The organism is Paenibacillus azoreducens (assembly GCF_021654775.1).
GTDB classification, from domain to species: domain Bacteria; phylum Bacillota; class Bacilli; order Paenibacillales; family Paenibacillaceae; genus Paenibacillus_AQ; species Paenibacillus_AQ azoreducens.
On the sequence record NZ_AP025343.1, the window covers coordinates 1,988,814 to 2,002,323 of the forward strand.

At 40.8% G+C, this 13,510-nt stretch carries 12 protein-coding genes and 1 pseudogene; 11 read left to right on the plus strand and 2 right to left on the minus strand.

All coding sequences use genetic code 11. The features are described 5' to 3' along the window. Nucleotides 1-40: 40 nt before the first annotated feature. From L6442_RS08440 to L6442_RS08475, 9 genes and pseudogenes are all read left to right on the plus strand, one after another. Nucleotides 41-748, plus strand: coding sequence for a hypothetical protein (locus L6442_RS08440; RefSeq protein ID WP_127505943.1), 708 nt, complete (start codon nt 41-43; stop codon nt 746-748). A gap of 89 nt (nt 749-837) precedes the next feature. Further along, entirely contained in the window at nt 838-1,137 is a 300-nt protein-coding gene (locus tag L6442_RS08445) for a recombinase family protein (protein ID WP_212980049.1), read from the plus strand. Nucleotides 1,138-1,344: 207 nt separating this feature from the next. Next, nucleotides 1,345-2,994 (plus strand): hypothetical protein, encoded by a 1,650-nt coding sequence (locus L6442_RS08450; RefSeq protein ID WP_212980048.1) that lies wholly within the window; start codon nt 1,345-1,347, stop codon nt 2,992-2,994. A 21-nt stretch (nt 2,995-3,015) separates the two neighbouring features. Beyond that, the gene (locus tag L6442_RS08455; RefSeq protein WP_127505949.1) at nt 3,016-4,050 is read left to right on the plus strand and encodes a hypothetical protein; all 1,035 of its coding nucleotides are present in this window, start codon (nt 3,016-3,018) and stop codon (nt 4,048-4,050) included. Beyond that, nucleotides 4,051-4,221 (plus strand): annotated as a pseudogene (locus L6442_RS33065) (YkgJ family cysteine cluster protein); the annotation flags it as partial. A 90-nt stretch (nt 4,222-4,311) separates the two neighbouring features. Further along, on the plus strand, nt 4,312-4,752 hold the full coding sequence (locus L6442_RS08460; protein ID WP_237100269.1) for a hypothetical protein: 441 nt from the start codon (nt 4,312-4,314) through the stop codon (nt 4,750-4,752). 180 nt (nt 4,753-4,932) lie between these two features. Continuing rightward, the gene (locus tag L6442_RS08465; protein ID WP_212980046.1) at nt 4,933-5,118 is read left to right on the plus strand and encodes a hypothetical protein; all 186 of its coding nucleotides are present in this window, start codon (nt 4,933-4,935) and stop codon (nt 5,116-5,118) included. A 117-nt stretch (nt 5,119-5,235) separates the two neighbouring features. Then, on the plus strand, nt 5,236-5,652 hold the full coding sequence (locus L6442_RS08470) for a hypothetical protein (protein ID WP_212980045.1): 417 nt from the start codon (nt 5,236-5,238) through the stop codon (nt 5,650-5,652). A 17-nt stretch (nt 5,653-5,669) separates the two neighbouring features. Next, the gene (locus tag L6442_RS08475; protein WP_212980044.1) at nt 5,670-6,644 is read left to right on the plus strand and encodes a hypothetical protein; all 975 of its coding nucleotides are present in this window, start codon (nt 5,670-5,672) and stop codon (nt 6,642-6,644) included. A 99-nt stretch (nt 6,645-6,743) separates the two neighbouring features. Here the strand turns inward: L6442_RS08475 and L6442_RS08480 are convergent, their stop codons facing one another. Then, nucleotides 6,744-6,995 (minus strand): single-stranded DNA-binding protein, encoded by a 252-nt coding sequence (locus L6442_RS08480; protein WP_205571027.1) that lies wholly within the window; start codon nt 6,993-6,995, stop codon nt 6,744-6,746. Between the two features lie 224 nt (nt 6,996-7,219). On the opposite strand from L6442_RS08480, the gene L6442_RS08485 reads away from it, so the two are divergent. Then, nucleotides 7,220-8,095, plus strand: coding sequence for a hypothetical protein (locus L6442_RS08485; protein ID WP_212980043.1), 876 nt, complete (start codon nt 7,220-7,222; stop codon nt 8,093-8,095). Between the two features lie 164 nt (nt 8,096-8,259). Here the strand turns inward: L6442_RS08485 and L6442_RS08490 are convergent, their stop codons facing one another. Beyond that, the gene (locus L6442_RS08490; protein ID WP_212980042.1) at nt 8,260-10,425 is read right to left on the minus strand and encodes a hypothetical protein; all 2,166 of its coding nucleotides are present in this window, start codon (nt 10,423-10,425) and stop codon (nt 8,260-8,262) included. A gap of 240 nt (nt 10,426-10,665) precedes the next feature. Here L6442_RS08490 and L6442_RS08495 point away from each other — a divergent pair, with 240 nt between their 5' ends. Then, nucleotides 10,666-13,419 (plus strand): type I restriction endonuclease subunit R, encoded by a 2,754-nt coding sequence (locus tag L6442_RS08495; protein WP_212980041.1) that lies wholly within the window; start codon nt 10,666-10,668, stop codon nt 13,417-13,419. The last annotated feature ends 91 nt before the right edge of the window (nt 13,420-13,510 follow it).

A 13,510-nucleotide genomic window follows, 5' to 3' on the forward strand; every position in this document is an offset into this window, starting at 1 on the left:
AAGATAGTGTACGCAAATGAAAACTAGGAGGAAAAACAGAATGGAAAAGAAATTGGTTAAGCTCGTAGGCTACAGCAGTACAGCAAAATCTGGAATTGGTGAGTACAGGGATAACAAGGATAGAGGACTAACTGGCTTTTACAGAAACGAGAATGAGAACTCATTTGAGGTTATGGAATTAAACAAGGGTCATCGAGTTGTAAGCTATAAATTCCCGAAGATCGAAATTCCGTTCAAGTCAAAAATGCATAGTTGGCGCAACTTAGCATTCAGTTGTGATTGGTACTACAAAGATGAGCAGGCTAGAATCGACAAACTTAAAGAAGCTGTGGAAGATAGACAAAAACCATTTGGATATGTAGCACTAACAGATGATGCTATGTTCTGGTTCGACGGAATGGCTTTAGAATATGCAATGACGCAACAAATCAGGTATGGAGTTTCATTTGGATTCGTTGGTAATCACACTTTTGGGCAGCACTTCGATTTAGAAGCCTTTATCAAATCATATGAGTTGTTGGAAGAAGCTCACTACGGAGAACGAAAAGGTTTCATCATGAATGAGTTTGTCCAAAGCAAAATCCGGGCACTAAGTGAGCAAAAGATTCTCGACTGCCTTCAGGGGTATTTAAGTGGGAAAACAAATAGCGATTACGACCTGATCCTTTTGGGTTTACTGTTCGGTCACCCTATCGAAGCGACATTTGCAAGACTTGTCGGAACTATGGTATACAACAACATGCCCTAATCACTTCTTGGGGTTTCTTCTATCGATGCTTAAAGAACAGCACAATAACATTCGATCCTAATCAATTTATTCAAACGGAGGAATTTACAATGAAATATTACGTCTATGCAAGAAGTGCAATGCAATTCCCTGATGCAATCATAGCCCAAGTCAAAAAGTGCATGCAGTATGCCAATGAAAAAGGGTTTCTCATTGAAGAAGTATTCATCGATGACGGGTTTAGCGGCTTAGACGATGATCGACCAGGCTACAAAAAGCTCTTGAAGACCGCCCTGAACGGAGATACAATCATTGTTGCTTCAGCGGGATCTTTGACCCGAGATTTTGCTAAGGTATCAGAGCTAGGTAATCGGTACAGTTTAGTGTTGTTGGATAAAATCGCGTTATAAGGGGTAAGCAGAGCCGCCAACTAATTTGGCGGCTTTTCTGTATTAGGTTTACCCGATTTTCAATACGAACTGTCCTACACAGCTTACCCACTTATCCACCTTCCCCATGTAAGAAGTCACAATTTTTATTGAGAACAAACATTCGCTGACAGACTCATGTCAAAATTCACTTGTAAAATAAGAAGCGTAAGCAGTACCTTAGCATCAATGCAAATTTTTGCAGTATCACATAATGAAGCAGGCAGGTATTTATTGCAGATTGTCGAATTGGTACAATATACCTATAACCATTCGTTCGAAAGGGATATTTCTATGGGCGATAAAGATAAGAAAAAAGGTCATAACGGTTTAATTGATTCGACTATTGGAGCAGCAACAACAGAAAATATTGAGCGTTATGGTCGTGCAGCATCGGAGTTTATCAAGGGGTATAAAGGATCTGTCGATGCCGATGGAGACATCATTAGAAAAGGACTCAAGCAGATGTCCGAATCGAAGGTGCATCCTGATTTTAAGTATCAGAATATAAAGCAGCAAGCTGGATTTTCAGCCGAGATCCATTATGTTGATAAAACGAACGCCGAAAATATTATCAATAAGAACGACACTCGAGTCTACCGATCTAATGATATCGGTAGAGGAAATGACCCGCAATTCGACGTCTTATCTATTGATGATTCGGGCAACCCTACGTGGGGTGCTCAAATGAAGTTTTATGGGAAGTTTGAGACTCCGGAAGAAATAAAGAAGAGTTCAGAAGAATTGGTAAGGAAAATGACGAAAGATGATTGGAATAGATATCGTGGGAATGATGTCTTAGTCCCACAAGAGCAGTACGAAATTGCAAAGAAGTACGCCGAGGATAAAGCAAGGGACTTGACTGAGCAAGCTGAAAAACTTAGAACACAAGGGCAGTTCGATAAAGCTGGTATCTTAGAAGAGAAGGCAGAGAGGTATCGTCAAGTTTCGAGTGACTTAAAGGATAGCGGAATTACTTCAAAAGAAGCCATATTCCTGCGCGAACATCCCAAATTAGCAACTGCAAAATATGTGTTAGAAACTGCACATCAATCGGGTCTTGAAAATGCAAAGAGCGCAGCTGTAATTTCTGTAGCGATCTCAACTGCCCAAAACGTAACTAGTCTCATTAGAGGTAAGAAGCGTGTCGGAGAGGCGATTGTGGATGTAGCCAAGGATACTGCGGCAGGAGCTGCTACTGCATATGTCATAGGTGCTACTGATACTGCTATCAGGGGTTTCATGGCAGCAAGTAAGGAAAGTGTCTTTGTTAACCTATCAAAGAGCAACATGCCTGCTATGATCGCCACTGCCACAGTTCAAGTGGGTAAATCGCTAATTCGATATGCCAAAGGTGAAATAGATAGCCTTCAGCTTGTTGAAGAATTAGGTGAAAAAGGTACCGGCATGATGGCAGCCAGCTTTGGTGCGGCAATAGGAACAGCAGTATTCCCAGGCGTAGGAACAGTCATTGGGGGTATGGTTGGATATTTAGCAAGCTCATCAATCTATAATGCATGTATGCAGACCCTTCGAGAGGAACGATTTTCAGCAGAAAGAAGGGCAAAGATAAGTGCAATTGCATCAGCCGCTATAGAAGCGATGAATAAACAGGGTAATGAACTACAGGAAATGGTTGAAAGATTTTACGCTGAAAGACAGAAGGTTTTTACTGAATCACTTTCTATGATTGAAACTGCAAGTCGGTTTGAAAATATTGAGTTATTCACGCAAGGGCTAAGTAATATTGCGATTGAAATGGGTGGAGCCTTAAAATTTAAGAATTTCACAGAGTTTGATACTTTTATGTCCGACAAGAATGCGGTCTTAGAATTTTAATTTTATCAAGGAGGAGTATACATGCCATTACCATTAATACCTGCAATTGCAGCAGGGATAGCGGCTATTACTGCCGCGGCAGGAGTCAAGAAAGGCTTCGAAGCAAAGAGGGATATGGATAGAGCTAAATCCATTAACCAGACGTCCCAGGACATTGCAAAAGAGTCGGAAGACTTTATTGCAATGGCAAGGGAAAGTACAAATGAAGCCATTACAGAGCTTGGACAGGAGAAAATTCGAATTCTTACAACGTCGATCAATGACTTTGTATTGAATTTTGAAAAAATTAAGAATATCGATCTTAAAAACAGCCAAGGGATCGATGAACTCAAAAACTTCAATCCGACAAGTGAGAGTTTTAAGCAATTAAAGGAGGCATCATTTGAAGCGAAGAAAATTGCGATTAACGGATTAGCGGCAATCGGGTCTGGGGCTTTACTTGCCTACGGTACATACAGTGTTGTTATGAGTGGACTTGGTGGGCTTATAGTTACAGCTACGACTGGTACGGCATTAGGTACCCTTTCAGGTGTAGCCGCGACAAACGCGACACTGGCGTGGCTTGGTGGAGGGGCTTTAACCGCAGGCGGTTTAGGAGTAACAGGCGGTATGGTTGTTCTTGGGGGTATTGTGGCTGGACCAGCACTTGCCATTGGTGGAGCTATTTTTGCGAGCCAAGCTAAATCCGCTTTAAACGATGCATACGGCAACTATGATAAAGCCAAGGCTTTTAAGAAGCAGGCAAGGAACATCGGTATAGCCTTGAAAGCAATTTTTACTCGAGCGAATCAGCTAACTGAGCTATTAAAAAAGCTAGATGTCTTTTTTGCTTATCAAGTAGGAGTGTTACGCGATATTATTGATTCAAAAGGGGTTAACTGGCAGGATTATTCTAAGACAGAACAAGAAGAGATATACAAATGCGTCCAATTAGCTCAGGCTATTAAGGTTATTCTCGATTCGCCGCTTCTTAAGCAAGAGGGTCAATTGGATGAAGCCACAGAATATGTGCTTGAGAACGGTAATAAGTACCTCAATACGCTGATGAATCAATAAATGTTTAACTGTGATCAATGCGGATTGTGTTGTAAAAAGGTAGGGATGACCGAGCAATACAAACATTTGGATCGGGGCGATGGGGTATGTCTTCATTTTGACGTGGAGACGAATCTATGTAGTATTTACGAAACACGCCCCGTCATATGTAGAATAGATGAATCATACGAGTTGTTCTTTAAAGATCAAATGACTCTGGAACAATTCTACGCAATAAACTATAAGTCATGCGACATGCTTAAGAGATTGGAGAGTAATGGAATGAGTGATTTAAAGTCTGCACTGGTTGAAAAGTTTGAAGAGATCTTTGGCTATACACCCGGCGATGAATATGCACCAAGAGTTAAAAATGCCAGGGAAATTATTTGCCAAGGTCAATACAACAAGGATGAAATAATCGATATTACTGATACGAGCATTGGAAGCAATGGAAAGTCTGGATTAGTCTTAACGATTGACTCAGTTTGCGTGAAGGATTCGGCAAACTTCACTTCAAAATTCATAGCAAAATATGAGGATATTGATTATACAAGTATTAACGAAGATCGATTTTTAGGTTTAGATATTACTGCCCTAGAACTCCATATGAAGTATGGTACAAAATATCAAATCAGTATAGATAAAATTAGCAGGAGAAAATTGATGGATTTTATCGATTACGCAATCTCAATTTATCAAGAAGACGATGCGCTTGAATGGTAAGCTAGTAATTGATTCTTTAAAGCCAGGTGCAAATATATGCATCTGGCTTTTGTACTAAATGACGATAATCATTATAAGATTTTATCTTGGAGGAAACGACTATGACTTTAACTACTGATAAAAATGGCTGAACCAGTTCATTATAATGAACTTAAGACTTATCTCGAGGGGGCTAACCGGATGAAAGCATCGCTAGACTTTATTAAGCAATTGGAGTTATTGTATGAGCAGTACGAGCAAGAGGTAATCGAGAATCTGAAAGCCGGTCTTCTTAAAGAGAACACCGCCAAGACATACCTAACCCATTCAACCAATTTTGTCAGATGGTGTCGGAATGACTTTGTGCCTGGGGACAGAAACAAGTAGTGTAACAGTGTCTAGCCGCGGCGGGCTAACAACATGTTGTTAGCCATGCAAAATCATCTGCAGACTACAGAACCATATGCTATGATGTGGAAAAAGACGGAATAAGGGGGTATTACAATGCCTGTTCCTGACAAGAAAATTGTTATTAACAAGTTGGAGAAAAAGTACGGCTGCTCCTTTTCTATGATAAAGGGGAAGAAAATTATGTATCAGGGAATTGCGGATGGAAAACGAATTGTCATTTGTACTCCACACTCCAAGATTCATACGATCGGTAGGGGTTGGTTCGACCTTACGATAAAACAGGTCGAACTCTTGGATGATGCGGACTTAGCAATTTTAGTGATTCGTTTGGAAGATGGTAATATCTATATTGTAGATTTCAAAGAACTGCGTAAAATGATGACCCTTGATAATCAGATTGTGAATCCTAGAGAAGGTGAGCATTGGAAGTTCTATATTTGGGGAAATAACATTCAGGTGAGGGGTTGCTTGAATAAGTTTCAAGCAGTGCCTGAACGAATGATATCATAGCGACTGAGGTAAATGAAATGACAAAATTATTTTTACATAGTCGAGAAATGAGAAGCGTATTTCAGCTTTTAGGTAAACACGAGAATGATATAAGCTATAGTGTGGCATGGGGGTTGACGCAGTGTCCTTCATTTCTGAAGGTCTTTCTCCAAAATGTTCTTAAATGGAACGGTGATGTTAATGAAGTTGAAATTCGGATGCAGGAATATGAAAAGGGCAAAGGATTCACTGATATAGAAATTGAGTTGACCCAAGAATTTCACTTAATTATTGAGGCGAAGAGAGGCTGGAACCTTCCAGACATCACACAGCTTCAAAAGTATGCAACCAGAACATCCTTCATACAAAATCCTTGCCATGATAAGCGACTGATTGTATTGAGCGAATGCAGCAGAGATTACGCCAAGCACCGTGTCCCAGATCAAGTAAATGGTTTTCCGGTTGAGGTATTATCATGGAAGGACTTTTACCAATACTCCAAGCTGGCACATTCACTCGGAACACATGCTGAGAAGCGGTTATTGCAAGAATTGAATGTTTATTTGGGGAGTTTGATGACAATGCAGAAGCAAGACTCGAATATGGTGTATGTAGTATCTGTTGGAGCTGGATCTCCTGATGGTTGGTCAATTTCATGGAGAGACATTATTAGCAAGAAGAGGAGATACTTTCACCCTGTCGGTGGTAATGGATGGGTAAAAGAGCCACCTAACTACATTGCATTTCGTTATGATGGAAAACTGCAATCGATTCATCACATAGAAGGGTATGAGGTTGTCACTAACATGTCTAAAGTTTTTTCGGAGGCTACAGACGAGGAGTGGAAACCAAGTTTCGTATATCACTTAGGAGTTCCATTTGCTCCAAGTAATGAAGTTAAGACCGGAAACATATACCCCAATGGCAGAGTGTGGTGTATGTTGGATACATTGTTCACTTGCTCAACGATATCCGAAGCGAGGGATCTCACTAAGTCGCGTCAAAATAGTTAAAGGAATGGTCATGCTGGTTTCATCTCAAGAACATTTAGGCAAATGAAAAGAACCGAATCGATGTGGTATGGATGCACACTGATTCGGTTCTTTTTGTAGCTACAGCTTTCTGTACATCTGCTGATTTTGCGGCGTTTTCCCTAATATCTCAAGGGAGTTACTCGCATGGTTCTCGGCGTAGTTTAAGAACATGGAGCCAAGCTTAGTACGATTGCCCTTAGCGATCCGGTTCCATTCAAAGCCCCGAAACAGGTCTTTGACAAGGAACTCCTCACCTTGATCCAGACTTGGAACAGTTGCTTTGGCAATGTTCATCAAGTCTTCCAGAGAAGTGTTTTTATCGATTCTCATTTGACATTCTCCTTTCTGTTCGAGATTTACTCATAGTAGCTAATAGCTAGTAGCTTATAGCTACATAGTACATCTGCTTTCTATATCCGTCAAGTTGTATTTATTTGGGGTATGCTCAACAATTACTTGCATTAAATCACCGTCCAAGTTAGAACTACAACAACCTCAATGAAAGGCGGTAACGCCTATCTCATTGAAGATGTAAATTCTAATTGGAGGTTGTTATGGACAGAAAAGAAATCATAAAGACGTTAGGCGATCATTTTGGAGTAAAGCCTAAGTATATGGGGGTTCCGAGCTTCATTTATCAGATTGAGACTGATACGGAGATTTACTCGATTGACAGAGCGGGCAAGATCACGACTTCGAATGGCAAGGAGGTTGATCTCGACAGCGTATTAACTGGACAGGTTGCTGCCATACAAGACGAACCGCTCGAACCCACTGCACCAGTTGAACTGGTTGTTCAAGTTAATTCAGGCGATCCAGTCAATTCGACAATAAGCTCAAACGCCCTACTTGAAGTAGCAGTGCCGCTGGAAGGTCACACAGGGATAACACTTAGAAATTTGATTAATTTGCTTTACAGCAAACAAGTACTTGTAAAAAGATCACTTGGAATTGAATCGAATATTATCGAAGAAAGTTTTGCCAAAGCAATCAATGAAGCTAATGTCGATACACTGGAAAGTTTCAAGACAACGATATCAGAAATTGGTAAACAATACTGCCCAGGCATCACGTTCAGTTTTGATAGCAGTACGATCATCTTTAAGTTTTTCCAAGCAGAACGCAGTCCTGAAGAGATACATGCCTACACGCAGCTTGTCGGACTGTTAAACCAGACTGCGATGAAGTTAAAGTATACATCGCCCAAAGGCAAGGACACCGACAACGATAAGTTTACCTTCAGACTTTTCTTGATCCGGCTCGGTATGGTGGGAGAGGAGTATAAAACAACCCGCAAAATATTGTTGGCGAAGCTTGATGGTAACTCTGCATTCAGGGATGGCAAAAAGCCAGAGAAGGTTTCGACTGATGTATTAGAGGTTAACGAAACTGATGCTAAAGACATGATTTCAAGTACCAGGAAGGGATAATACACCATCTGTCGAATATTGCATCAAGAAATTCGTCTGGTAGGGTATTTTGTTCCAAAAATGAATCTTAAGTTGATGTGCTACATAGTTAGGCTGCCCACTGTCTGATAGCAAATGAATCAACCCTGTCAAAGTCGAATGACAGGGTTGATTTTTGCGAATTATTAACTGACAGGCTTCCGTTTTCGTTTGACTTTGTCTGCCTTTAGTTCTTCAACAACCTCAGAGATTGATAAATCATATTTCTTGATGGCGAAATCGACCACCAACATCAATTCCTCGTAAGTCCACATTACGACTTTCTTTTTGTACCTTCCGGCAAGATCCTGCAACACGGCTACAAAACCCTGTTCAAGTTCCCCTGCTACCACTATTCCTAAAACATTGACAGTAGTGTCCTTACATTTATAAACAAACTGTTGAAGCATCTCATAAGCTTTTGTGTCTGTTGGTTTTATCGGTTTCTTCTCGTAACTCTTGGCTATCCCTACAAATACCGCATCGTCCATACCAAGCATCTGGATTGTAAAGCTGATATCACCGTATTCTTGTCCATGATGCGGATGTAATTTATGATCAGTAAACGTTACAAAAGGTTTCATTATGCAGCGGACGCTTTTTTCATGCTGACAGGCTTGGCAGGCATCTACACTATGTTTAGAACATTTCTCTCTAAGTAAGCTCAACACTTCAGCAAGTTCTTCGCGGCGTTTAGGGGTAATTCTCCGATCCCAAACGGGCTTAAATTGTTGTAGTTCTCTCACTTTGAACATGACTTTCGAAGAGACTCTAGATGAATAGTGAACGACATTGTTTTGAAGATAGAAGGATTCTTCCTCATGAGAAAATCCCTCATCAGGAAAGTACTTGCTTATGATCTTTTCGGTAAGTTCGACTATAGTTGATTTAGGATTAATTACGACTCCATCATACCAGGAGTCTATTCTGACCTTATGATCCATTAAGCAGCGAACGTTATCCTGTTGAAGTTCGGTGTAACAGAATGAACATATGACCTTTGGAGCCTGTCCTCTTTTTACGGAAACCGTTAACAAGTCGGTGTTTCCGCAGTGATTACAGGTGATATCTGTATAATGGTCGCAACTATCGCAGTAAGGATAGAAGTGGGTAATGGTATGCTTCTTCAGTGAACCTACAATTTTATCAACATTTAAGTCGTGGAGCTTGAAGCTATCAATCTTTTTTACCTTACAGGTGACAACTGCCTTAATGACTTCCAAAATAACTTTTTTCTCGTCATTTGTAGTTGTGAAGGCAACAAGATCGGGATCTTCATCAAGTCCAAATGATTCGAACTTATCATCGATTTCGCCATTTTCCTGTATAGAGTTAATGTAATTCATGATCTGTCCGATTCGCCAAATCCCCCAACGTCTCATTTCAGAGGCTTTAAGCTGACGGGTAAGATAAATCTTGCCTTTGTCATTGTTGACCCCAAGAGTTGAGAAGAAGTCTCCGTCCTCGTCGATTGCTTCTTGATAAACTGAACTTGGCGAGTCGTACCCATCGAATTCAGTAAGTTGACCAACCTTATTACCAAGATCACTGTCAGCCAAAGTAACTTTGCTTGGCTTACCCGATTCGGGGTCAGGATTGCTCAAAGTGGTTCTTTTCATTGACTCTTTGCTAAACACACTGTCGACAATCTTTTTGGTGATGTTTACAGGTGAAACAAAGCAATCAAAGGCTCTTTCAAGAGTTTTGGATATTGTTCCAACTAATGACTCAGTAGGTATACTAATGCTCACAAAGCGTTGGTCAAAGTTGATCCATAAGAAACCGAACTTCAATTCGTAAATAAAATCGGACTGTTCGGTTTCAGGATTGATGTAATTATATCTCTCTTGATATTGTAACGAGATTTCTACCGTTTCGTGATTGACAACGGTTTGGTCAATAGCAAGTAGCCCAAATATGGTGTCATTGGGGTAAGTGATTGGCTTGAGCAACTCATTCATTTTGGACACACCAGTATTATTCTTGTGATCTGCAATGAATGAGGATGAACTCAGTTGAGGGTTATGCGGACGCAGCATAAACAGCCGAAAATTGGGTCTGCGGCTGTATCTATTATCTTCAAAACAGGTTTCGATATCAGATTCAGTTATCTCTGGTGAGATAGCCACAATCTCCACTAGTTTTTGCTTGTCAAGTCGCTCCAAAGCCACTTTTAAATCTCGTTTAACTTCACGTTTGACAACTACACGATAACGATTGATTAAATCCTGTTCGTCTACCTTTGAATATAACAGGTGACGTATAACTCCGTTCTGAACATGAAGTAATTTATCTGCGTGTTTTTCCGACATAATAACCCCCCTCTAAGAAACATTGAATATTAAGACTATTGTATCACATTTCCAGAATTGTGATGAAGAATGTCGATTAGGAGGCATTGGTTCAGACACTACTGCATCTATTGCGAGAGCAATCCATTGAAAGAGAAGCTTAATAATTGGGGCTTTAGAAGGATATCGGATGGGAATTGTAGAATATTGTAAGACTCCTGTGTATGAGTGGGGTAAAGAACACCTAAGGAGGTTTTACATTTGTCCTATCAGTCGGAAGCCCAGCTTGAGAAAAATCTGATCGAGCAACTTGTTCGTCAAGGCTACGAACGAGTGACAATAAATGACTACGATTCGCTTTTAGGAAACTTTAAACAGCAACTGAATAAGTTCAATGAGAAGAAATTAAATGGTCAGCCGTTAACAGATGCAGAGTTCAGCCGATTCCTAACTCAGATTGATGGAAAAAGCAATTTTGACTCAGCAAAGATTCTTAGGGATAAACAAGTGTTCCAGCGTGATGACGGAACAGAGGTCTATCTTGAGTTGATGAATACCCGTGATTGGTGTAAGAACATTTTTCAGGTCACCAATCAGACAACAGTCGAAGGGACGTATAAAAACCGTTATGATGTAACAATCTTCATTAACGGCTTACCCGTAGTACAGATCGAGTTAAAGCGCCGCGGCTTAGATTTTAAAGAGGCGTTCAATCAGATTCAACGGTATCGAAAACACTCCTTCAGGGGGTTATATCGTTATCTGCAGATGTTTGTTGTCAGCAATGGGGTTGATACGAAATATTTTGCAAACTCCGATGGTGACATCTTGTATTCACATACCTTTTTCTGGTCGGATGCAGAAAATAATCGGATCACCAATCTGAGCGATTTCACTTCCAACTTCCTAGAAAAGTGCCATATGGCGAAGATGATCGCCCGATACATGGTATTGAATGAAACCGAGAAGTTGTTAATGGTCATGCGACCGTATCAGGTCTATGCAGTTGAGGCACTTATTAAGCGTGCCTTGGAAACTAAGAACAACGGTTATATCTGGCACACAACTGGTAGCGGAAAGACATTAACCTCATTTAAGTCGAGTCAAATCCTTGCGAACGAACCGCATATAAAGAAGGTCTTCTTCCTTGTTGACCGTAAGGATTTGGATAGTCAGACATTAGCTGAATTCAACAAGTTTGAACCGGATTCGGTGGACATGACGGATGATACGGATAAACTTGTGGCACAAATTTCGGACTTAACGAAGCCGTTGATCGTTACTACAATTCAAAAGATGGCGAACGCTATAAAAAATCCTCGATATGAGGAGATCATGAAGCCGTATCAACAGGAGCGTGTTGTCTTCATTATTGATGAGTGTCATCGTAGCCAGTTTGGTAAGATGAAAAGACTCGTTGACAATCATTTTAAAGAGGCACAGTACTTTGGTTTCACGGGAACACCTTTGTTCGAGGAAAACAAAAGCCAAGACGGTCGGGTAACCGCCGATATTTTTGAGAAATGTCTACATACGTATCTGATTAAAGATGCGATCCATGATGGCAATGTCTTGGGGTTTTCGGTGGATTACATCCAAACGGTTGATGTTTCAATTAACGAAAAGGATCAGACCCGCGTAAAAGGAATTCTGACTGATGAAGTCTGGATGCATGATGATCGAATCCGTTTGATCGCTGAGAACATCATAAACCATCATGATCGGAAGTCACGCAGTAAGGGGTATACAGGACTATTCACTGTGGATAGCATCCCGATGCTGGTTAAGTACTACGACACCTTCAAGTCCATGTCACATAACTTGAAGATTGCCGGCATTTTCACCTATGGACAGAATGAGGACAGTGAAGGCGATGGACAAGACGAGCATTCTCGGGATAGCCTTGAACGTATCATCAAGGACTACAATGCTATGTTTGGAACCAACTTCTCAACAGATAAGTACCAAGGATATTTTGCCGATGTTTCTCGTAAAGTCAAGACTGCTCAGATCGATATCTTACTGGTAGTCAACATCTTTTTGACAGGATTCGACAGCAAAACTTTGAATATCCTCTACATGGATCGCTTCTTAAAATATCATAATTTGATTCAAGCCTTCTCTCGCACCAATCGGACGGAGAAAGCGACCAAACCTTACGGGAATATTGTATGCTTCCGCAATCTCAAGGAAGATACGGACGAGGCAATCAAGTTGTTCTCAAAGACAGATAGCGTCGATGATGTCCTGATGAAGAGTTACGAAGAATACCTTCAAATGTTCAGGGCAGCTCTGGTAAAAGTCAAAGCTCTCGCCGCTACGCCAGCGGAAGTAGATGCTTTGGAGCGGGAGGAAGAAAAACAAGAGTTTGTCATTAGCTTCCGTGAGCTTACCAAATATCTGACTCGTCTCCAAACTTTTACCGAGTTTGAATTCGACTCGGCTCGATTGGGTATTTCTGAACAGGAGTACCAGGATTACAAGAGCAAGTATCTCCGTATTTATGACGAAGTTAAGCGCGGCGGGGGTAAAGAATCGATCTTGGCGAACGTTGACTTCCTAATCGAGCTGATGCATACCGATCGGATTAATGTAAGCTATATCATGAATCTGATCCGGAACATCGATTTCGATAATGAAGAGCAGCGGGACAAGTCGGTAAAAGATATTGAAGATGAGATCAATCGGGCTGATAACGAGCAGCTACGACTCAAAGCGAATTTGCTGAAGGACTTCTTGCGAAAAGTAGTACCAACGTTAACCAATGCAGATTCGGTAGACGATAACTACAATGCCTTCGAACAAGAAGAACGTATGAAGGAAATTGAAGCATTCGCCAGTGAAGTGGGGTTATCGGCTGAAGTAATACAAGGCTTTGTACAGGAATATGAGTACGGCGGACTGGTCAACCAGCAAGAGATCAGTGATGCTGTTAAGTTGCCATTCCTCAAAAAACGAGCAATGATTCAACGGATTATCGAGTTCATCTCAGAGCACACCAAACGTTTTTCATAGTGCTATTTATAAAAATAGCAGAAAAGGACTTGCCTTTTCTGCTGTTTTTTATTATATTGAAGTTGTTGGTTTAATGCTATTTTAATAAATA

Bases quoted from the DNA above. Each gene is read 5' to 3' on its own strand.
- L6442_RS08440 (WP_127505943.1), top strand. From the start codon at position 41: ATGGAAAAGAAATTGGTTAAGCTCGTAGGCTACAGCAGTACAGCAAAA.
- L6442_RS08445 (WP_212980049.1), top strand. From the start codon at position 838: ATGAAATATTACGTCTATGCAAGAAGTGCAATGCAATTCCCTGATGCA.
- L6442_RS08450 (WP_212980048.1), top strand. From the start codon at position 1,345: ATGCAAATTTTTGCAGTATCACATAATGAAGCAGGCAGGTATTTATTG.
- L6442_RS08455 (WP_127505949.1), top strand. From the start codon at position 3,016: ATGCCATTACCATTAATACCTGCAATTGCAGCAGGGATAGCGGCTATT.
- L6442_RS08460 (WP_237100269.1), top strand. From the start codon at position 4,312: ATGAGTGATTTAAAGTCTGCACTGGTTGAAAAGTTTGAAGAGATCTTT.
- L6442_RS08465 (WP_212980046.1), top strand. From the start codon at position 4,933: ATGAAAGCATCGCTAGACTTTATTAAGCAATTGGAGTTATTGTATGAG.
- L6442_RS08470 (WP_212980045.1), top strand. From the start codon at position 5,236: ATGCCTGTTCCTGACAAGAAAATTGTTATTAACAAGTTGGAGAAAAAG.
- L6442_RS08475 (WP_212980044.1), top strand. From the start codon at position 5,670: ATGACAAAATTATTTTTACATAGTCGAGAAATGAGAAGCGTATTTCAG.
- L6442_RS08480 (WP_205571027.1), bottom strand. From the start codon at position 6,995: ATGAGAATCGATAAAAACACTTCTCTGGAAGACTTGATGAACATTGCC.
- L6442_RS08485 (WP_212980043.1), top strand. From the start codon at position 7,220: ATGGACAGAAAAGAAATCATAAAGACGTTAGGCGATCATTTTGGAGTA.
- L6442_RS08490 (WP_212980042.1), bottom strand. From the start codon at position 10,425: ATGTCGGAAAAACACGCAGATAAATTACTTCATGTTCAGAACGGAGTT.